This is a genomic window from Bradyrhizobium sp. 76, assembly GCF_023073025.1.
In the GTDB taxonomy this organism is placed as follows: Bacteria; Pseudomonadota; Alphaproteobacteria; order Rhizobiales; family Xanthobacteraceae; genus Bradyrhizobium.
In genome coordinates this window covers 53,712-72,179 of sequence record NZ_JADPIS010000019.1, presented here as the reverse complement: position 1 = coordinate 72,179, position 18,468 = coordinate 53,712, and the positions used below count along the sequence as shown (strand labels likewise).

Genomic DNA, 18,468 nt, shown 5'->3' with positions numbered 1-18,468 from the left:
ATCAATGACCGGCGGATTGGCATTTCGACCGAGGATGGCATGAGAAACCTGATGACAACGGCGCAATCTACCGTGGCGATGCGGCGTTGGGGGCCTCCCGGAATTGTGACCTTGGCGGCGATGCTCGCCTTCGCGGCCCTGGCCCCGGCCAATGCTGCCAAGCAGGCGCGCCAGCCGGTCGAGGCGGTGGCGCCCCGCGAGGCCGGCGAGCCGATCATGGCGATCGTCTCGATCAAAAGCCAGCAGGTCACCTTCTATGACGCCGAGGGCTGGATTTTTCGCGCGCCGGTGTCCACCGGCACGACGGGACGCGAGACGCCGGCCGGCGTTTTCGCCATCGTCGAGAAGGACAAGGACCATCACTCGACCATGTATGACGACGCCTGGATGCCGAACATGCAGCGCATCACCTGGAACGGCATCGCGCTGCATGGCGGGCCGCTGCCCGGCTACGCCGCTTCGCATGGCTGCGTGCGGATGCCGTTCGGCTTCGCGGAGGGCCTGTTCGACAAGACCAACATCGGGATGCGCGTGATCATCTCGCCGAACGACGCGGCTCCGATCGACATCGTTCATCCCGCATTGTTCATGCCGAAGCGGGACGCCATTGCGGCGGCGCCGGGCCAGATCGGCAAGCTCTCCGGCGAGGCCGAGGAGGCCACAAGGGCGGCCGACGAGGCCAAGAAGGCCGCGACTTTGGCCGCGAAAGAGGCGGCCTCGCTGCCGGCCTCGCTGCGCAAGCTGGAACAGCAGAAGACCCGCGCTGACGCCGAGCTCGCCTTCGCCGACAAGCAGCTCGCGACCGCCAAGACCGATCAGGCCCGCGCCAAGGCCGAGGAGCTGAAGCAGAAGGCCGCCACCAAGGCCGCCGACGCGGCGGCGCAGCTCGATGCCGCCAAGGCCGCCGCACAGCCGAAGCGCGATGCGGTCCCTGCCACGAAAGAGGTCGCCAAGGCGGCAGCGGCCAGGAAGGCCGACGCCGTGAAGGCTGCGACCGACGCAAAGCTCGCGCTCGAACCGGTCTCGGTCTACATCAGCCGCGCGACGCAGAAGCTCTATGTGCGGCGGAACACGCACAAGCCGGCACCGGACGGCGGCGGCGAGGTGTTCGACACCAGCATCGAGGTTCCCGTCACGATCCGCAATCCGGATCAGCCGCTCGGCACGCATATCTTCACGGCGATGGCGAAGAACGACACGGGCCTGCGCTGGAGCGTGGTCACGATCGAAGACGGCGACAACGCCAGGAACGCACTCGACCGCATCACCATCCCGCAGGAGGTGCTCGATCGCATCGCGCCGACCGCGTTGCCGCGGTCCTCGATCATCATCTCGGACGAGCCGCTGAGCAGCGAGACCAACTACCGCACCGAGTTCGTCGCGGTGCTGAGCAACCAGCCCCAGGGCGGTTTCATCACGCGCAAGCCGACCGCGCCTCCGATGGCCATGGCGAGCGACGACGGCTGGGACAATGGCGGCAACGGTTTCGGCTTCTTCTTCCAGCGCGATCCGAACCCGCAGCCCGTCAATCCGCGCCGGCGTGGCCAGTATCAATACTATCAGCCGGCACAGCCGATGCAGCGGGGCTTCTGGTAGGAGGCGGACAGATCGAAGCCCGCCACTATCGCCGCGCCTCGATCACGATAGCCTGGATCTTGCCCTCGATCGGTCCGGACCCATGGCGCGTCCGGATCGCCTCGGCGACGATGTTGGTCGCAGCCTGAAGCTTGCTGGCATCGCGTGCCTCGATCTCGCTGCGCAGCGGCGTGCCCTGGCAGAGTGCGATCGCGACGTGCTCGGGCGACGGCGCGCGGCTTATTTCAGCTCGCGTTTCGATCGATATGTCACGGAAGCCTGCGCGTTCGAGGTCGGTTCTGATGACCGCCTTGTCGTGATAGCCGTGCGGCGTCCGGGCCATGAAACGGGGCGGGTCGTCGGGAAACAGCTTTTCGAGTGCGACCGTTGCTTCATGCGTCAGCACATTGTCCTCGATGCGATCCCAGACGTTGAACACGAACGTGCCGCCATCCTTCAGGACGCGCTTCACTTCGCCGTAGGCCTTGACGCGGTCCGGAAAGAACATGGCGCCGAATTGGCAGCAGACCACGTCGAAGGCGGCATCGTCGAAGGGCAGGGCCGATCCATCGGCCTGGCGCCACGAGATGCGATCGTCGTCTGCCTGACGCTGCGCCGCGACGGCGAGCATCGGCTCGTTGAGGTCGGTTGCGACATAACGGACGCCGCGTGGCAGCGCCGCCGCGACCGCGCGCGTCACGGCGCCGGTGCCCGCCGCGATCTCGAGCAGCACGGAGGGGGACCGGGCCGCGACACGTCTTGCGATGTCGTCGGCGTAGACGGCGAAGATCATCGGCACCAGATATTCGTCGTAGAGCTTTGGGATCGAGCCGGCGAAAACCTTGTCAGTGTTGGACATGCTTGCCTCGCTGAAGGTTCGGACACGAAGCTCACGTTACCATGGATTGCCGTCTACCGCGCCAGCAGCGCGGTGAACCCGGCCGGTTCCTGCATCGCCTTGCGGGCTGGCGTCATCGGCTCCCACCGACCTCGCGGATCGGCCGCGTGCCGTCCCAGCTCAAAGCAGCCTGCCGGACCTTCTCGAAGAACGGCCCCTTGGTGCCGCTGATGTCGGAGATCTCGATCACGGTGCCCGGATGGGCCTGGGTGTCGAAATAGGCAAAGCGCCCCTTGTCGCCGCCGATCTGGCCCTCGTGGCCGATCCTGTAGCCGAGCCCGAGCGCCCTGTCGTAGAGCGCCTGGTAGTCGTGGTTCCAGTAGGACATGTGCTGAAGGCCTTCGTGGCCGGACTCGAGGAACTCCCTGTACAGCGAGGGCGCGTCGTTGCGCTGCTGGATCAGCTCGATCTGGAGATCGCCGGAATTGGCCAGCGCGATGCTCATCTCGACGGCAGAGTTTTCGCCGCGATGGCGAAACCAGTCGGTCTTGACGCGGTCCATGTAGTACCACGGACCGACGCCCATCACCTCGATCCAGTGCTTCATCGCGGCGTGGATGTCCCGCACCACATATCCGTTCTGGCGCACCGCGCCGAAGATGCGGCTCATATCGGCGCCCCCGTTGTCACCTCGTTCACCTGATCTCGATTCACTTCACTTCAATGCCCGCGTCCTTGGCGACCTGCTTCCAGGCCGCGATGTCGCGCGCGTTGATGTCACGCTGCTCGTCGCCCGGCACGAATTGCGGCGTGATGCCGAGCCCCAGCAGCTTCTGCTTCACCTCGGCATCGGCGAGCGCGTCCTTCAGTGCCGCCGACAGTTTTCTTGCGATCGGCTCGGCAAGTCCCGCAGGCGCATACATCGCCCAGGACAGGCTGCGGTCGAACGGCACGCCTTGTTCCTTGTAGCTGGCGACATCCGGCAGGCTCGGCGAACGCTCGCCGCAGGCGGCCAGCGCCTTGATCGAACCGTCTTTCACCAGCGGCGTCGCGGTCGCCATGTCGAGTGTCGCCAGCGAGATGTGGCCGCCGAGCAGATCGCCGGCCAGTTTGGCGATGCCGTTGAACGGCACGTGGTCCATCTTGATTCCGGTCTGCTGCATCAGGATTTCCGCGCAGAATTGTCCGGTCGAGCCCACGCCCCAGCTTCCGTACTGGATCGGCTCGCCCTTCTTGGCCAGCGCGATCAGGCCCTTGATGTCGTTGGCGGCAAAATCCTTGGTCGCCACCAGCATGATCGAGGACGTGCCGATGCGCCCGATCGTGGTGAAGTCCTTGATCGAATCGTAGGGCAGTTTTGGATAGATCGCCGGCGCCAGCACATGGGTGGTCATGCCGCCGACGGTGATGGTGTAGCCGTCGTTCGCCGACGCCGCGACCATCTGGGTGCCGAGCGTGCCGGCAGCCCCGGTGTGGTTCTCGATATAGACGCTCTGTCCGAGCGTCTTGCCCATCCTGTCGCCGAGCAGCCGCCCGATCACGTCGCCGCCGCCACCGGCCGCATAAGGCAGCAGCATCCTGATCTTGTGGGTGGGATAGGCGGCCGGGTCCTCGGCGCGCGCAGGCAGCATTGCCGAGGACGTTACGACCAATGACAATGTCGCGGCGCGCAGCAGACGAAAATGGACGAAGCGCGCCATGACCCAGTCTCCCCAGATTGCTCTCCGCTTCTTTGACAGCGGAGTTGAAACGAACGATCGTTCGTACGATTGACTAGCGAACGATCGTTCGTTAGTCAAGTTGCATGGCTGTCCACACCACCAGCGCGGCGGAAGCAGCTGCGCCCACGACCCGCGCGCGCATCCTCGCCGAGGCGCTCGATCTGTTCGCGCAGAGCGGCTATGGCGGCGCCTCGATGCGCGAGCTCGCGCGTCGCGTCGGCATTCGCGAGAGCAGCCTCTACAATCACTTCGCCGGCAAGGCCGCGATCCTCGAGGCGATCGTCAGCGAGCACGGTCCGGCCAGTTCGGCGAGCCGGCTGGAAGAGCCTCGCTACAAGCAGCTCGCGCGCCAGCCCGCCGCGTTCTGCCGGCAGTTTGCACTGGACCTCGTCGAGCAATGGTCCGATCCGCGCGAGCACCAGTTCCAGAAAGTCATCACCGCCGAGCGCAACCGCGTGCCCGGCATCCGCGCCAAATTCGCCGATCATTTCTACGCGCGCGAGCAGAGCATGATGACGGATTATTTCCGCGGTTTTGCGCTCGCCGGCCTGGTCTCGACGCCGGACCCGCGCGAGACCGCGCGGCTGTTCGCCGCCGGGCTGATCTACATCCGTCTCGAGCATTACGTGATGGGCGCGGAACCGTCGCCGCGGCCGAAGGTGATCGAGGCGATCGACCGCTATCTCGCCTTCTTCCTGTCGCTGATCGCGGCGGATGGCGGGACGCGAGACAACAAGAAACGAAAAGCCAAGGGAGAGAATCGTGGCAAGGCTGCCCCTGATTGATCCGGAGACGACCAGCGGCGACATCCGCGCCTCGTTCGACCGCATGCCGGTCAAGCTGAATATTTTCCGCATGATGGCCCATGCCGAGGCCAACATGATCCCGGCGATGCGGCTCGGCAATTCGATCCTGCACAAGCAGAAGCTCAGTGCGGTCAACCGCGAGCTCCTGATCCTCCAGGCCGCCCAGCTCGAAGGCGGCGCCTATGAATGGCGCCAGCATGTGCCGATCGCGCTCGGAATCGGCTGCACGCAAGCCCAGATCGATGCGGTCGAGCGCACCGACTATGATGCCGCCGGCTTGAGCGAGGCCGAGCGCGCGCTGCTGAAATTCGGCCGCGAAGTGGTCGAGAACGTCCGCGTTCCCGCGCCGACCTTCGCCGCCATGCGCGAGCATTTCAGCGACCAGGAGATCGTCGAATCCATCGTCGCCCTCGGCTTCTACATGATGATGGCGCGTGTCACCGAGGCGACCGAGACCGATCTCGATCCGGCAGCCGGCATGAAGGTCTATGACGGCGGCAGGAAATAGGCGGGTCGCGTGCGTGAGAATTCCGAGACCAGGCCGGAGCGCTATGTCCGTCCGCCAAGCGCGGAGTCGCTGGGCGAAGCGCCGGGCAGGGGACGTCTCGAGGGCCGCCGCATCCTGATCGTCGGCGGTGGCCAGCGTGTGTTCGACGCCGCCACCGATCCGATCGGCAACGGCCGCGCCATGAGCATTCTTTGCGCGCGCGAGGGTGCGAAGGTCGCGGTCGCCGATCTCAACCGAACCTCGGCCGAGCACACCGTCAAGCGCATCACCGACGAAGGCGGTGAAGCCTTTGCGATTGCCGCCGACGTCACGTCGGAGGCCGACGTCCTGCGCATGATCGACGAGGCGCATCGCGCCATGGGCGGGCTCGACGGCATGGTGCTCAACATCGGCACCTTCGGCAAAGTCGGGCTCGATGCCGTCAGCCCCGAGGAGTGGAATGCGATCTACGACGTCAACGTTCGCGGCCCGATGCTGTGCTGCCGCGCAGGCCTGCCTAGATTCGACAGCGGCGGATCGATCGTCTTCATCTCCTCCATCGCCGCGCTGAAAGCCGGCTCGCAAATGGCGGTGTATGATTCCTCGAAAGCCGCGCTCGGCGGCCTCATGCGCAACATCGCCCATTTCGGCTCGCGCCGCGGCATCCGCGCCAACCTGGTCTATCCCGGCCTCGTCGACACGCCGAATGGCCGCGAGGCCGGCGCCGGCCGCCCCTCGCGCGGCAAGGGCCACGTCCCGTTCGGCCGCCAGGCCACCGCCTGGGAAATCGCCTATGCCGTGCTGTTCTTCCTCTCGGACGAGAGCGTCTACGTCACCGCGCAGACGCTCGCGGTCGATAGCGGCCTGAGCGGGATGTGAGGCGGCTCGCGCCTATGGCCCGTTCGCACGCGCTCGGCAGATGAGGTGGTCCAGCGAGACCCTGCCCGGCCCGTAGGCCATGATGCCGAGCGCCATCGCTGCCCAGGTGATGTGGATCGGCCAGCCGTCAGGCACGGTCAGCTCGACGATGACAGTCATGAACAGCAGTCCGAGCGCCGCAAACCGCGTGCCGAGGCCGAGCAGGAGGAGGATCGGGAACATGATTTCCCCGCATCCGGAGAGAAAGGCCATGACGGTCGGCGCCGGATAGTGATAGGGCCCGCCCGGCAGATGCAGCATGAACTCGTCGCTGAACAACGTCACCGCGGTGTCGTTGAGCCTGAGGAAGCCTGCCCATTTGAGCATGCCGGAACGCCAGAACGGCACCGCCAGCGCGATGCGGAGCACGAGCTGAACGACTGACGGCGAGGCGATGGTCTGCACGAGATGATTGGCCTTGTCGACGAGGAGTCCGAGTGAGGGCAGGCCGCCGCCCGCCTGCATGCGTTGGTCCGTGATCATCAGACGTCTCCGAAAGCGAATGAGGTGAAGGCGCCCGCCTCGATCAGGCCGGTGATGTTCGAAGCGATGTCGAAGTCGGCCGCCGCGTCCAGCGCGCGTGCGGCGGCCTCGCCGAGCGGCCGACCCGACATCAGGCTGCTCGCGAATACTGCTCCGCCCGGCGGCAGGTGCCGGACCACGACATCGAATTCGGCGCGCGTGACCAACGCGTCTTCCGGTGTCGCAGCGTCGATGCGCCCGACCGGCGACGTGTCGCGGTTGGCGGCGAATATCGTCACCGCCGCGAATTGCGACCGCACGATTCTCGTCGCCGGGTGCGGTAGGAGAACGAGATCGCCCAGCCGATCCGGCGCAACAGCGGCAAGCTGCGCCGGCGACAGCGGTGCGGCGTCGGCGGCGTGATAGGCATCGAGCCAGGCTCGCTCGATGCGTGCGACATCTGCGAGCCATGGCATCATCTGCGCATGTTCATATTGCGCGATGAAGGCGGGGAAGTCGCGGCCGTAGTCGAACAGCAGGGGTGAGATCGGTGGCGTCAGGCGAACGTGGAAGCGCGCCATGGCACGGAAGAAGCCGGCGCCGGTGATGCGCTGCACCGCCGGATAGATCGCGGCGAGCGCGTCGATCAGGCTGACCGTGACGTTGTTGCGGTAGACGTCGTAGCGCTTGCCATTGGCCTTGCCGTTCGGGCCGGTCACGATCTCGGGCGCAGGGCGCACCGGGTCCAGCAGCGCCGGTGCAAAGGCTGCGGCAAAGCAAAGGTCAGGCTCAGGCGGCATGACGATCTCCCGTCAGCCCGACCGGGCGGCAACGGTCGAGGATCGCCTGCGCGGCGGCGGCTTCCGCTTGCAGGACCGCCCAATCCGGGATCTTGCTGTCCCACTCGATCAGCGTCGGCACGCCGCCGCGGCGCCGGACGGCGATCTCGTACAGCTTCCACACGGCGTCCGCGACCGGGCCGTCATGGCTGTCGATCAGCAGCAGATCGCCTTCGTCGTCGGCCTGCTCGGCATGGCCGGCGAGATGGATCTCCCCGACGCGCGGCAGCGGAAAGTCCGCGAGGTAGTCGAGTGCCGAGAAGCCGTGATTGGTCGCTGATACGAATACATTGTTGATGTCGAGCAGCAGCCCGCAGCCGGTCCGCTCGGCAACAGTGCGGATGAAATCGGTCTCGCTCATCGACGATTCGCGAAAGGCGACGTAGGTCGACGGGTTTTCCAGCAGCAGCGGGCGGCGGATCGCGTCCTGTACCTGATCGATGTGATCGCAGACGTTCCGGAGCGTTGCCGCGGTGTAGGGCAGCGGCAACAGATCGTTGAAGAAGCTGGTCTCATGCGTCGACCAGGCGAGATGCTCGGATACCAGCGCGGGCTGGTAACGCGCCACCAGTGCGCGAAAGCGGGCCAGATGCGCCTTGTCGAGCGGCTGTGGTCCGCCGATCGACATGCACACGCCATGCAGTGAGAGGGGATGGTCGCGGCGGATCGCTTCCAGCGCGCGGTGCGGCGGTCCGCCTGCGCCCATGTAGTTCTCGGCGTGGACCTCGAAGAAGCCGCGTTGTGGTTTCGCGCCCAGGATCGCCTGAAGATGTTCAGGCTTGAAGCTGGTCCCGGCGACGCCGCCGATGGGCGCGGAATAGCGGAGGGGCACCGCAGACATGTCAGGCGCGATTGCCGTCGTCATGGTTTCACTCCGCTCTTCCGTGTTGTGGTGGTCGCGACGCAGCGCGTCAGACCGGCTTCAGCGAGCCCTTCTTGCCACCCGGCAGGTCGATGCTGGTGCAGGTGCCGCCCTGGACGAATTTCCATGCATTGCCCTGGAAGTCGGCGGTCGAGGTGCCCTGGCAGGTCGTGCCCGGTCCGGCCGCGCAATCGTTCTGGCCCTTCAGCGCGACGCCGAAGCATTTTTCCTTCTTGGCGGCGACGGCCGCGTCGCCCTCGGCCTTGGTCAGCGGAGCAGCAGCGGCCAGGGTCGCCAGTGCGGTCGACATGGCGCCGGCGAGAACGAACGTGGTCACGGCAAGTTTGGCAGACATCGAAGTTTCTCCTGTTCGAGATGGCATCGCCTGGCAGGCGAAGAGCGCCTTGTTCGGTTCGCCCCGCAGCCGCTCGCGTTACCGATCGAGCAGGTCACGAGTTCGTGAGGCCGTTAGATGGGCGCACGGGCTGTGCGCTTGGATCGGATTAGCGGGTGACGGGCCGGTCAATCCAATGCCTAGTCTCTATCGAGACCTTAGCCGGAGAGCATTGGCGGCGACGCGCGGCGCCTGCCACAGGTAACGAATGCACGCGTGCCACGTAGAGCGGTAACAGGAGGTGGCCGGTCGCCGCTTTGCCGGAGAACGGAAACAGCTATGAATGTTGATCCCGGACGGCACCTGCGCGCGATCGCGAAGCTGACGGTCAGCATCCGCCTCGCCGTCTCGGCGCTGGTCCTGACCGCGATCCTTTTGACCGCCGCCCTCTCCAGCCTGTTGTGGTGGCGCACGGCGGAGGCGGCGAGCCGGCAGCTCGCATCGACCATCAACGAGCAGATCGTGGCCGCTGTCCGCAAGGAGGTCGCCGCGATTGTGGACGAGGCGCGTGCGGCCCACACCGCCATTCGAACGCTGTTCTTGCAGAACGTGCTCGACACCCGCGAGGCCGACAAGCGCGAATTCGTGTTCCTGTCGCAACTGCAGTCGCAGGCGACGATCTCCTGGGTCGCCTTTGGCTGGCCCGACGGGACCTTCTTCGCCGCGCACAAGCTCGGCGACCGCCGCCTGGAGATGATGGAGATCTCGCTGACCGATCACGCCGGCCAGCGCCGCATCGACGAATACGAGGTGGTGCCCGGCGATATCGAATTCGCCAATCGCCGTTTCGAGCCGACAGATTTTCGCGTCGCCGATCGCGCCTGGTTCAAGACCGGGCTGGCGGCCGGGGAGCCGCAGTGGTTCAAGGTCATGGACCATCCGACCGGCGAGCGGCCATCGATTGCCTTTGCCGGCCCGATCGATGTCTACCAGGAGCGGCAAGGCGTCCTCGCCATCGTCATCGAATACACCAGGCTCGCGCGCTTCCTGTCGCAGCTCGAGGTTGGGCGCACCGGAACGGCTTTCATCATCGACGGCAGCGGCGAGCTGATCGCGGCGCCTGACAAGGACGCCGACGAGCTGCACGCTGCGAAGGGCGATACGACGCTGCTACCGCTGGCGCGGATGGCACTCGTGAAGGCGGGCGAGGATGGCCGCAAGGCAGCCTGGCGAAGTCGGCTGACATCGGCTGGCGGCGCTTACGAAGTGGCGCTCACGCCGCTGCCGTTTCCCGGCTGGTCGCTCGCAACCGTGATCCCCGAGGCCGAGTTCCTCGGTCCGGTCGAGACGACATTGCGCCGCCTGATCATCGGCCTTGGCATCGGCGCCGTGCTCGCAGCGTTGGCCTCGGCGATGCTGGCGCGTTCCGTCATCGCCGCACCGCTGTCGCGCGTCGTCGGCGAGCTCCGCCATGTCGAAGCCTTCGCACTGGAGCAGGTCCGCCGCCATCCGTCGCGGCTCAAGGAGATCGCGAGCCTGTCCGGCGCGATCGCCGAGATGGCGGCCGGCCTGTCCGCGTTTCGCAAGTTCATCCCGGCCGATCTGGTCCGCTCGCTGTTGCGCCAGGGCGTCGAGGCAAGGCCAGGTGGCAGCATGCAGGAGCTCAGCGTGATGTTCGTCGACATCGCCGGCTTCACCGGGCTGTCCGAGCGGCTGGGCGATCGCGTGGTGCCGTTGTTGTCGCGCTATCTCGACCTCGCCTCAGAGGCCGTCGTCGCCAATGGCGGCACCATCGACAAGTTCATCGGCGACGCCGTCATGGCGTTCTGGGGCGCGCCGCAGCCGCAGGCCGACCACGCGCTGCGCTGCTGCCGTGCGGCGCTCGGCTGTTGCAGGGCGATCGCGGCCTCGGGCCTTGCCGACGATCTTGGCCAGCCGCTCCAGATCCGGATCGGTATCAATTCCGGCCGCATGTTGGTCGGCAATATCGGTTCCGAGCTGCGCCTGAACTATACCGTGATCGGCGATGCCGTGAACGTCGCGAGCCGCCTCGAGGGCGCCAACAAATCCTACGGCACGCAAATCCTCATTGGCGAAGCGACCGAACGTCTCGCACGCGGCGCCATCGTCACGCGCGAGATCGACAGCATCGCCGTGTATGGACGTGAGGAGGGCTTTGCGGTCTACGAATTGATCGGACTTGCCGGGGAGAGCGGCGGGGAGAGGCTTGATTGGATCGTACGATATGAACAGGGCCTCGCTAACTACCGCGGGCGCCATTTTGCGGCTGCACTCGCTGATTTCGAAGCCGTGCTGAATATGCGCGGCCCGGATCGCCCTGCTGAACTGATGCGCGACCGCTGCCGGCAGTTGGTTGAGAGCGCGCCTGATGTTGTGTGGCGCCCGGTCGCGGCACTGACGACGAAGTAGTCGCGAAAGATTGGCGTGCTGACGGACGAGAGCTGGCGACGATTCTGCCTGCATGATACGTAATTGACACCCGCCCTCTCGCGCTCCCGGACCACCTCAATTCATGAAAACCACACTGCTGAAATCCGAAGACTATGCCCGCTCGCCCTGGAAGAACGGCGGCGGCATCTTTACCGATATCGCGGATGCCCATCGCGCTGAGTCCAATGTGAAGGATTGGGACAGCCTGCTGTGGCGCTTCGCGGCCACGCCAATCGTGGCACCCGGGCCGTTCTCCCATATGCCCGGCATCGACCGTTTGCAAATGGTGGTCGGCGGCCGCGGGCTGGTGCTGAAATCGCCCACCCAGGAATTCGACGAGCGCGAGCCGTTCACGACGGTGCGATTCACCGGCGAACTCGAGATCGTGACCAGGCTCGAGGAAGGGCCAGTCGAGGTGGTGAATTTGATGGGCCGGCGCGGTGCGGTGGCGCTTGAGCTCGAAGCGCTTAAGGCGCCCGGTGAGCGGCGATTGTCCGCCGGCACGCATCTGATCTATGCGGCGCGCGGCGACTGCGGCATCCGTCTCGACGGCACGGATTTTTCGATTTCGCACGAAAACACGTTGAAGGTCGAACTGACGGGGGCGTCGACGCTTGCGCTTGTGTCGGGGCTGGCCGTGCTGGGCTCTATTCAGATCGTCGGCTGAACCGCGTTCCCGCCGCCGGAGCGGTGCGCACAATCCGTGCAACTGGCTAGGTTGACGCCGTCGCGCCGGAGCACGATATCTGCCCTGATGCAGCCGCTGCCCAGAGCACGATATGGGCAGCCACGATATGAACGGGCAGATATGACCGCGCGAGACAAGAACGCCACGCTATCCGACGGTGTCGTCGATTGGCTGATCAACGGCACGCGCGACGAGCGCTTCATCGACAAGATCTTTGCCGAGATGTGCATCCGGCTTCAGCAGGCCGGCATTCCGCTGGCGCGGTCGACGGTTCACGTGCTGATCCAGCATCCGCAATGGCTGGGCGCCCGCTTCATGTGGGCAGACGGCATGCGCGAGGCGGAGATTGCGCGGGTCGACTACGACGTCCGCGAGCGGTCCGAATACATCGGCAGTCCCGCCAACGAAATGTTCGACGGCGCAACCGAGGTGCGCGAGAATCTCGAGCAGGACCCAGCGCTCGGCCGCAAGCACGCGCTCTATTGCGAGATGCGCGCGCAGGGGCTGACCGACTATGTGGCCTGGCCGCTCTATCATACGCTCGGCAAGCGCCATCTCGTCACCTTCGCGACCGACCGGCCCGGCGGTTTCGACGAGACCCATGTCGCCGCCCTCAAGAACATATTGCCGGTGCTGGCGCTGGTCAGCGAGATCCGCATCAAGAACCGGCTGGCGCGAACGCTGCTCGAGACCTATGTCGGCTCCCATGCCGGCGAGCTCATCCTGGCCGGCGCCACGCGGCGCGGCACCGGCACGACGGTGCGCGCCGCGATCATGATCTGCGATCTGCGCGAGTTCACCAAGATTTCCGACAATTGGCCGCGCGACGACGTCATCGATCTGCTCAACGACTATTTCGACGCGATGTCGGAGCCGATCGCGCGGCATGGCGGCGAGATCCTGAAATTCATCGGTGACGGCCTGCTCGCCATCTTTCCGCTGAGCGAGCCCGAGGCCGGTGCAAACCTGCTGCATGCCGTGACCGAAGCCCGTCAGGCCATGATCGCGTTGAACGCGCGCAACGACGGCACCGGCCGCGCGCCGCTGAACTACGGCATCGGCGTCCATGTCGGCGACGTCATGTACGGCAATATCGGATCGTCCACCCGGCTCGACTTCACCGTGATCGGTCCCGCCGTCAACATGGCCTCGCGCCTCGAAGCCTTGACCAAGCAATTGGGAAAGACGGTGCTGCTGTCACGCGACTTCGCCGATCTCGTCGGCGGCCAGTTCGATCTGGAGCGCGTTGGCGAGCACGGTGTGCGCGGCTTCAGCGAGCCGATCGAGCTGTTTGCGTATCAGGGGTGAGGCAAAGCCGATATGCGACGATCACTGTTTCGATCCGGTCCAGCTTCCGACGCATCCATCGGATCGCCGGAACGACCCGGAGCCGCTGCGGCCTGAGAACCGCCCGGACATGGTCCAGGTCAGGCTTCCGGCGGCACCGACCCCGGAGGTGGAGCCGTTCGGACTGACTTGAGCGGTGCCGTACTGTCCGACCAACTTGCCGCCGGTGATGACCACCGTGTCGGAGGAGGTGCCGCAGGGCGTGCCGACACTGGTCAGAACCCATGCTCCGTCGAGATTGCTGCCTCCGCCGCTCTTTTGCGGCGCGCGGCGCGGCTCGTCGTCCGCGGGCTTGCTGCGCCGTGCCGGCTTCGAAGGCTCGGCCGTCCGCGGCGTCTCGCGCGAACCGGACAGCGATTTTTCGTCATTGCCGATGCTGCCGCCGGCGCTTCCCGACTGCGCACGCGCCATGTCGGGCAAGGCGACGATTGCGAGCGCGGCCGACAACAGGGCGGCTTCATAAGAAGCGCGGAAATGGTTTTGCATATTGCACTGGTTTGAAATGAACAGGTCTAGACCGCGGATCGTATTGCCAATGCCGGAGTGTGTCACTACGCTTGACCCTGGGTCGCCCAAACGTTGCTTCGATCGGCCGCACGTTCATGCCAAAATTCCTCCGCATCGGAATCCATCAGTCGAACGTATCGGGTTACACGTCGAAGGCGTGGTGCGTCCGGCGCGTCGGCACGGCGATCCTCCTGAAATGGGGCGCCGTGGAGGTCCAGGGCGCCGGTGACGGACGCAAGGTTTACTGGACCCGTCTGCCGCAGGAGAAGACCATTCGCTGCGGCAGCGCGCAGCGTGCCCAGGACTACGCAAAGGCCGCGATCGCGCGGCGCCGCAACCATCGCTATGAACCTCTCGCCGGCGCGATCGTGCTGCGGCGCCGACCGGCCGCAGGCAACAGCGAGCTCAAGCGAGCGCTCGCCACGATCCTGATCGTCGATATCGTCGGCTCCACCGCGAAGGCTGCAAAGCTCGGCGATGTCCGCTGGACCAAGATCATGGGCCATTATTACGCGGCGGTCCGCAAGGAGCTGAAGAATTCGCGCGGCAAGGAAGTCACGACAACGGGCGACGGCGTGCTGGCGACGTTCAAGACGCCGGCTGCCGGCATCGGTTGCGCGGCCGCGATCCAGAAGGCGGTGCGTACGCTCGGCCTCGAGATCAGGGTCGGCCTGCATGCGGGCGAATACACCGTGAGCGGCACCGAGGCGGTCGGCCTCGCCTTTCACATCGGCACCCGCGTCGCCGCCAAGGCACGCGCCGGCGAGGTCTTGGTCTCCAGCGCGGTGAAGGAGCTGCTGGCGCCGAAGTCCGAGATCCGCTTCGCCGATCACGGCGTACACCAGCTCAAGGGCGTGCCGGAGCGCTGGCGGCTGTGGCGGGTGGAGGGCTGAGTCGCCCTCAGAAAGCCCGCGCGGTGCGGGCGAGCTGCGGCGCCGCCGTCGCATCGAGCCGCAAATCCTTTCGAATCCCGGCATCCACCAGGGCTGCGGGCGCAAACCTGCGTAGCAATCGCAGGCGCTTCGCAAGGCTGCCGGCCGCGTATTTGAGTTGCGGGCGCGCCGCGCTCGCGGCCTTCAGCACCGTCTCGGCGACCACGCCAGGCTGTTCGGCCGTCGCCATCACCTCGTTCACCCGCTTGGTCACGCCGGCGCGGGCCTCGCGATATTCGTCGAGCGTGGCGTCGGGCTCCATGAAGTTCGCGTCGAACGGCGTCTTGGTGTAGGCGGGCTCGACCACCGAGACCCGGATGCCCCGCGTGCGCAGTTCATGGTCGAGCGATTCCGAATAGCCCGCCACCGCGTGCTTGGTCGCGGCATAGAGCGCGCCATAGGGCATCGGCAGAAAGCCGAGCACCGAGCCGATATTGATGATGCGACCATTTCCCTGGCGGCGCATGTGCGGCACAACGGCGCGCGTCATCCGGATCAGGCCGAAGAAGTTCGTCTCGAAAATCGCGCGCGCCTGCTCCATCGAGCTCTCTTCCGCGCCGGCGGGGGCAACGCCGAAGCCGGCGTTGTTGACGAGCAGGTCGATGCGGCCCTCGCGCCGGATCACTTCGCCGACGGCGGCTTCCACCGATGCATCGCTGGTGACGTCGAGAGCCAGCATCTCGAACGCCTGCTTGCCCGGCTGCGCGCCCCGCCTGCTGGTGCCGAACACCTTGTAGCCGGCGTTCGCGAGCCGCTCCGCCGTGGCCTGGCCGATGCCTGAGGAGGCGCCGGTCACCAGCGCGATCTTCGGTGTAATCCTGTTCATAATGCCTCTCCGACGCCACTACCGGGCCTGAAATAGTTTGATTACGATCGTAACTATTGATATAAATGACGATCGTAATTATAAAAGTCAAGCCCCAGTGCCCAATCCCGGCATCCAAGGATCAGTGCCATGCGCGTCTCAAAGGAACAGGCCGCCAAAAATCGCGAGCATATTCTCGAGACCGCCTCGCGCCTGCTGCGGGAGCGCGGCATCGCAGGTGTCGGTGTCGACGCGCTCGCCGAGGCGGCCGGGATGACGCATGGCAGCCTGTACAGCCAGTTCGGCTCCAAGGAGCGGCTGGTCGAGGAAGCCGTGGCCCATGCGATCGAGGCCAAAGGCCAGGAATTGCCCGAGGCGTTCGAACTCGAGGACTATGTTTCGCAATATCTCTCGCCGGGGCATCGCGACGATCCCGCCGCCGGCTGCCCCTTCGCTGCGCTCGCCTGTGAGGTGTCACGTCAAGGCAGCGGCCTGAGAGCGCGCTTCACCGCCGGCGTGCGCGGCACGATCGCGCTGCTGAGCAGCCGGATGGCCGCCACGCTGAAGCCGCGCCAGCGCGAGGACAAGGCGCTCGCGGCGGCCGCATCCATGGTTGGCGCCCTCGTGCTCGCCCGCGCCGTGGACGATCCCAAGCTGTCGGATGATATTCTTCGCGCGACGAGGAAGTCGCTGGCGGGGTGAGGGCGCGCCTCGGCGGGGGCGCCGAAAGGTCGGAATAAAATTCCGGGCCGATGCCTATTATGGCCCGCGCTACTATGGCCCGCCCTACGGCTATTATGGACCGCGCGTCGTGCGGCGGGGCTATTATGTACCTTACGCCTACGCTCCGCCGCCCTATTGGGATCCCTGGTGGTGACGAGACAAGGCCCGGATCATCATCCGGGCCTTTAGCGTGAGGGCAATCGGTCAATCGTTCGCGGCGCGCCTATTTGCGGTTGGCTCCCGTGGAGCCGGAGCCTGGGATGGCCTGCTGGCCTCCTTGCGTTTGCCTTGTGTCATTGTCGCCTGGCCGCGTCGTCGACGACTTGGCCGGTGCGCTCGCGCCGCCGCCGTTGTTGTCGGATGACGTGTTGAGGCTGGAGGCTCCCGCTCCCGTCGTGCCGCCGGTGCTTGAGGAGTCGATGCTCGACCCGGTCCTGGACGCACCCGCGCCGCCTTGCGCGAATGCGGAAGGAGGCAATGCAAGAGCCGCAACCAGCCCCGCGAGAACCAGCTTTTTCATGTCCGCTCCTTTGCTTGACGTCGTCACATACCGTGCCGAGGCAAAGATCTCGGCACGCACCTGTTCCTGCGCGGGCGCGGAAATGCCGCACCAGCGATGATTAAGTCATCCCGGACTCATCGCGCGCGAGGCGATCATTTCCTGCGCTTGCGGCGTCAGCTCATAGTAGTCGCCGGCTTTCACGAGCCAGCCCGCCTCGATCATCCGTCGCGTCATGCCTGCGCTGCACAGCGGGTGGCCGCCGCCGGGATGAAACAGCGCGCCCTCGCGTTCGATCAGGTAGCCGTAGAGCCGCGCCTGTCGAAGCGGGTTTTGCATCCCTGGTGTGGGCGCCTCCATGGTCTCTAGCGTAGTCCTTTATGATGGCCGACCCTCGTCAGGCGGCCCCGGCTTGTGACCGGTGGCGGGGCTTCGAGCCGAGGCCGCCATTGCCGGAATGGTAAGGAGCCGGCGTGGCCCAATACGCAACGGCCCAAGGTCGTTCCTACGCGGCGAGGTGCCTAGGCCGACCAACGATCCTGCTCTTCCTGGTGAGCATGCTCGTTTAGCCGTTCGGCGATCCGATCCGCGATCTTCTCCGACTCGGCCGAGGCCACCGGCTTGCTCTTGTGGGTTTTCAGTTCGTTTTTGTCGGCTTCGAGTGGGAAGTCGTCAGGCTTCAGTCCGGCATCCTTGGTCATGGCGCGCCTCCATGTTTCCTTTTTCGGAAAACACGGCCGGAGGCTGATTGTTGCTAGAGGAGCCTCATCCGCAGAGTGACGGATCCATGCCTGCAAGAAAGGCGGCCCGTATCGCCGGCGGTTCAACGCGAGCTTTTGCGTCAGGCGCCGCCGACCGCCCGAATGACGGTCCCGCTCCCGCCGCAAGTTGCGCAGCTCTCGCCGTCGATTTTCCCCGTGCCGTGACAGTCAGGACAGACATCCTCGCCGGTGCCGGGTGTTCCCGGAGCGGCTTCATCGCCGGGATTGAGCGTCGCCTGGCTGGCTGGCTGCGCTCCGGTCTGTGCGCTTTGCGCGTCGGAAGCTTTGGTCCGGGTCATCTGCACCTCCTCGAAAGGACCGCAACGCGCAATGGCGCAGGAAGTGCCAATGGCGGATTCGCACCCACGACCGGTTGCTTCGTTTCACCCATCGACGCAGTTCAATGCACACCCATGGTGCGCCGGAGCGATGGCGGTGTACCCGCGGAGAATTGCGGGCCCGGCGAGACGGGGATGCTGGTCGTCCCCAGGTCTTGCATGGCAGCGGCATGCCTTACCTGGCTAGAGAGAGGCCACCACCTCAACATCACCGCACCCCCGTGCCCTTGCAGCGCTGGCACTTCACGACCTTGTCGCCCTTCTTGAGCAAGCCTTTGCCTTCGCAATTTTTGCACTTCTGCTTCTTCTTGATGTTCGGGCCTTTTTCACTCGTCATGAGGTTCTCCTGCCGCGAGAGAGCGGTTGACTGTTGCATTGTACGGGTTGGCTCGGTGAGCGCCCAGCCGCGCCCCGTCAACGATCGGCGATCAACCGACGGGGTATAACGGGGGAAAGCGATCCCGAGTGGAAGATGCGCCGAAAACCATTGAGACGCATGAGCACGGAGGCAAGTCGGTCAAGACGCCCGCCGGGGCGCTCGTATTGAATATCGCGACCGCTAAGGATCGCGGTGG

General features: G+C 65.6%; 23 protein-coding genes. 9 read left to right on the top strand and 14 right to left on the bottom strand.

What is annotated here, in order from left to right:
* Window positions 1-39: 39 nt before the first annotated feature.
* Window positions 40-1,596, top strand: coding sequence for a L,D-transpeptidase (locus IVB48_RS06830; RefSeq protein WP_247398783.1), 1,557 nt, complete (start codon window positions 40-42; stop codon window positions 1,594-1,596).
* Window positions 1,597-1,621: 25 nt separating this feature from the next.
* Here the strand turns inward: IVB48_RS06830 and IVB48_RS06825 are convergent, their stop codons facing one another.
* The 3 genes from IVB48_RS06825 to IVB48_RS06815 form a co-directional block, all read right to left on the bottom strand.
* Window positions 1,622-2,434, bottom strand: a complete 813-nt coding sequence (locus IVB48_RS06825; RefSeq protein ID WP_247398782.1) for a class I SAM-dependent methyltransferase — start codon at window positions 2,432-2,434, stop codon at window positions 1,622-1,624.
* Between the two features lie 112 nt (window positions 2,435-2,546).
* Window positions 2,547-3,083 carry a VOC family protein gene (locus IVB48_RS06820; RefSeq protein ID WP_247398780.1) on the bottom strand — a complete coding sequence of 179 codons (537 nt, stop codon included), beginning with the start codon at window positions 3,081-3,083 and terminating at the stop codon, window positions 2,547-2,549.
* A 40-nt stretch (window positions 3,084-3,123) separates the two neighbouring features.
* Window positions 3,124-4,113 (bottom strand): tripartite tricarboxylate transporter substrate binding protein, encoded by a 990-nt coding sequence (locus IVB48_RS06815; protein WP_063993757.1) that lies wholly within the window; start codon window positions 4,111-4,113, stop codon window positions 3,124-3,126.
* Window positions 4,114-4,217: 104 nt separating this feature from the next.
* Between IVB48_RS06815 and IVB48_RS06810 the strand changes: the two genes are divergently transcribed.
* From IVB48_RS06810 to IVB48_RS06800, 3 genes are read left to right on the top strand one after another with little or no spacing between them, the layout of a single operon-like run.
* On the top strand, window positions 4,218-4,919 hold the full coding sequence (locus IVB48_RS06810) for a TetR/AcrR family transcriptional regulator (RefSeq protein ID WP_247398778.1): 702 nt from the start codon (window positions 4,218-4,220) through the stop codon (window positions 4,917-4,919).
* Window positions 4,897-5,448: a carboxymuconolactone decarboxylase family protein gene (locus tag IVB48_RS06805; protein WP_247398776.1), complete on the top strand. Its 552-nt coding sequence runs from the start codon at window positions 4,897-4,899 to the stop codon at window positions 5,446-5,448. The genes IVB48_RS06810 and IVB48_RS06805 overlap by 23 nt, the downstream gene beginning before the upstream one ends.
* A 9-nt stretch (window positions 5,449-5,457) precedes the next feature.
* Window positions 5,458-6,306 carry an SDR family oxidoreductase gene (locus IVB48_RS06800; protein ID WP_247398772.1) on the top strand — a complete coding sequence of 283 codons (849 nt, stop codon included), beginning with the start codon at window positions 5,458-5,460 and terminating at the stop codon, window positions 6,304-6,306.
* Window positions 6,307-6,318: 12 nt separating this feature from the next.
* Here IVB48_RS06800 and IVB48_RS06795 read toward each other — a convergent pair whose 3' ends face one another.
* From IVB48_RS06795 to IVB48_RS06780, 4 genes are read right to left on the bottom strand one after another with little or no spacing between them, the layout of a single operon-like run.
* Window positions 6,319-6,828 carry a DoxX family protein gene (locus IVB48_RS06795; protein ID WP_247398769.1) on the bottom strand — a complete coding sequence of 170 codons (510 nt, stop codon included), beginning with the start codon at window positions 6,826-6,828 and terminating at the stop codon, window positions 6,319-6,321.
* Entirely contained in the window at window positions 6,828-7,607 is a 780-nt protein-coding gene (locus IVB48_RS06790) for a DNA-binding domain-containing protein (RefSeq protein ID WP_247398766.1), read from the bottom strand. Before IVB48_RS06790 ends, IVB48_RS06795 begins: the two co-directional genes overlap by 1 nt.
* On the bottom strand, window positions 7,597-8,511 hold the full coding sequence (locus IVB48_RS06785; RefSeq protein WP_247357210.1) for a DUF692 domain-containing protein: 915 nt from the start codon (window positions 8,509-8,511) through the stop codon (window positions 7,597-7,599). Before IVB48_RS06785 ends, IVB48_RS06790 begins: the two co-directional genes overlap by 11 nt.
* Window positions 8,512-8,557: 46 nt before the next feature.
* Window positions 8,558-8,863: a DUF2282 domain-containing protein gene (locus IVB48_RS06780; RefSeq protein WP_247357209.1), complete on the bottom strand. Its 306-nt coding sequence runs from the start codon at window positions 8,861-8,863 to the stop codon at window positions 8,558-8,560.
* Between the two features lie 318 nt (window positions 8,864-9,181).
* Between IVB48_RS06780 and IVB48_RS06775 the strand changes: the two genes are divergently transcribed.
* The 3 genes from IVB48_RS06775 (at window position 9,182) to IVB48_RS06765 (ending at window position 13,289) form a co-directional block, all read left to right on the top strand.
* Entirely contained in the window at window positions 9,182-11,272 is a 2,091-nt protein-coding gene (locus IVB48_RS06775) for an adenylate/guanylate cyclase domain-containing protein (RefSeq protein WP_247398763.1), read from the top strand.
* Between the two features lie 103 nt (window positions 11,273-11,375).
* Window positions 11,376-11,960, top strand: coding sequence for a HutD family protein (locus tag IVB48_RS06770; protein WP_247398759.1), 585 nt, complete (start codon window positions 11,376-11,378; stop codon window positions 11,958-11,960).
* 141 nt (window positions 11,961-12,101) lie between these two features.
* Window positions 12,102-13,289, top strand: a complete 1,188-nt coding sequence (locus IVB48_RS06765) for an adenylate/guanylate cyclase domain-containing protein (RefSeq protein WP_247398755.1) — start codon at window positions 12,102-12,104, stop codon at window positions 13,287-13,289.
* Between the two features lie 21 nt (window positions 13,290-13,310).
* Here IVB48_RS06765 and IVB48_RS06760 read toward each other — a convergent pair whose 3' ends face one another.
* On the bottom strand, window positions 13,311-13,814 hold the full coding sequence (locus IVB48_RS06760) for a hypothetical protein (RefSeq protein WP_247398752.1): 504 nt from the start codon (window positions 13,812-13,814) through the stop codon (window positions 13,311-13,313).
* 116 nt (window positions 13,815-13,930) lie between these two features.
* Between IVB48_RS06760 and IVB48_RS06755 the strand changes: the two genes are divergently transcribed.
* Window positions 13,931-14,728 carry an adenylate/guanylate cyclase domain-containing protein gene (locus tag IVB48_RS06755; protein WP_247398749.1) on the top strand — a complete coding sequence of 266 codons (798 nt, stop codon included), beginning with the start codon at window positions 13,931-13,933 and terminating at the stop codon, window positions 14,726-14,728.
* Window positions 14,729-14,735: 7 nt separating this feature from the next.
* Here the strand turns inward: IVB48_RS06755 and IVB48_RS06750 are convergent, their stop codons facing one another.
* Window positions 14,736-15,593 (bottom strand): oxidoreductase, encoded by an 858-nt coding sequence (locus IVB48_RS06750; RefSeq protein WP_247398747.1) that lies wholly within the window; start codon window positions 15,591-15,593, stop codon window positions 14,736-14,738.
* 129 nt (window positions 15,594-15,722) lie between these two features.
* Between IVB48_RS06750 and IVB48_RS06745 the strand changes: the two genes are divergently transcribed.
* Window positions 15,723-16,274, top strand: coding sequence for a TetR/AcrR family transcriptional regulator (locus IVB48_RS06745; protein WP_027568149.1), 552 nt, complete (start codon window positions 15,723-15,725; stop codon window positions 16,272-16,274).
* A gap of 244 nt (window positions 16,275-16,518) precedes the next feature.
* Here the strand turns inward: IVB48_RS06745 and IVB48_RS06740 are convergent, their stop codons facing one another.
* The 5 genes from IVB48_RS06740 to IVB48_RS41130 form a co-directional block, all read right to left on the bottom strand.
* Window positions 16,519-16,815, bottom strand: a complete 297-nt coding sequence (locus IVB48_RS06740; RefSeq protein WP_247398744.1) for a hypothetical protein — start codon at window positions 16,813-16,815, stop codon at window positions 16,519-16,521.
* A 105-nt stretch (window positions 16,816-16,920) separates the two neighbouring features.
* Window positions 16,921-17,133 (bottom strand): hypothetical protein, encoded by a 213-nt coding sequence (locus IVB48_RS06735; protein WP_247398741.1) that lies wholly within the window; start codon window positions 17,131-17,133, stop codon window positions 16,921-16,923.
* 182 nt (window positions 17,134-17,315) lie between these two features.
* Complete coding sequence (locus tag IVB48_RS06730; RefSeq protein WP_247398738.1) at window positions 17,316-17,495, bottom strand: hypothetical protein; 180 nt, start codon at window positions 17,493-17,495, stop codon at window positions 17,316-17,318.
* 140 nt (window positions 17,496-17,635) lie between these two features.
* Complete coding sequence (locus IVB48_RS06725; protein ID WP_247398869.1) at window positions 17,636-17,854, bottom strand: hypothetical protein; 219 nt, start codon at window positions 17,852-17,854, stop codon at window positions 17,636-17,638.
* Window positions 17,855-18,101: 247 nt separating this feature from the next.
* Window positions 18,102-18,230, bottom strand: a complete 129-nt coding sequence (locus IVB48_RS41130; protein WP_007600646.1) for a hypothetical protein — start codon at window positions 18,228-18,230, stop codon at window positions 18,102-18,104.
* Window positions 18,231-18,468 lie beyond the last annotated feature (238 nt).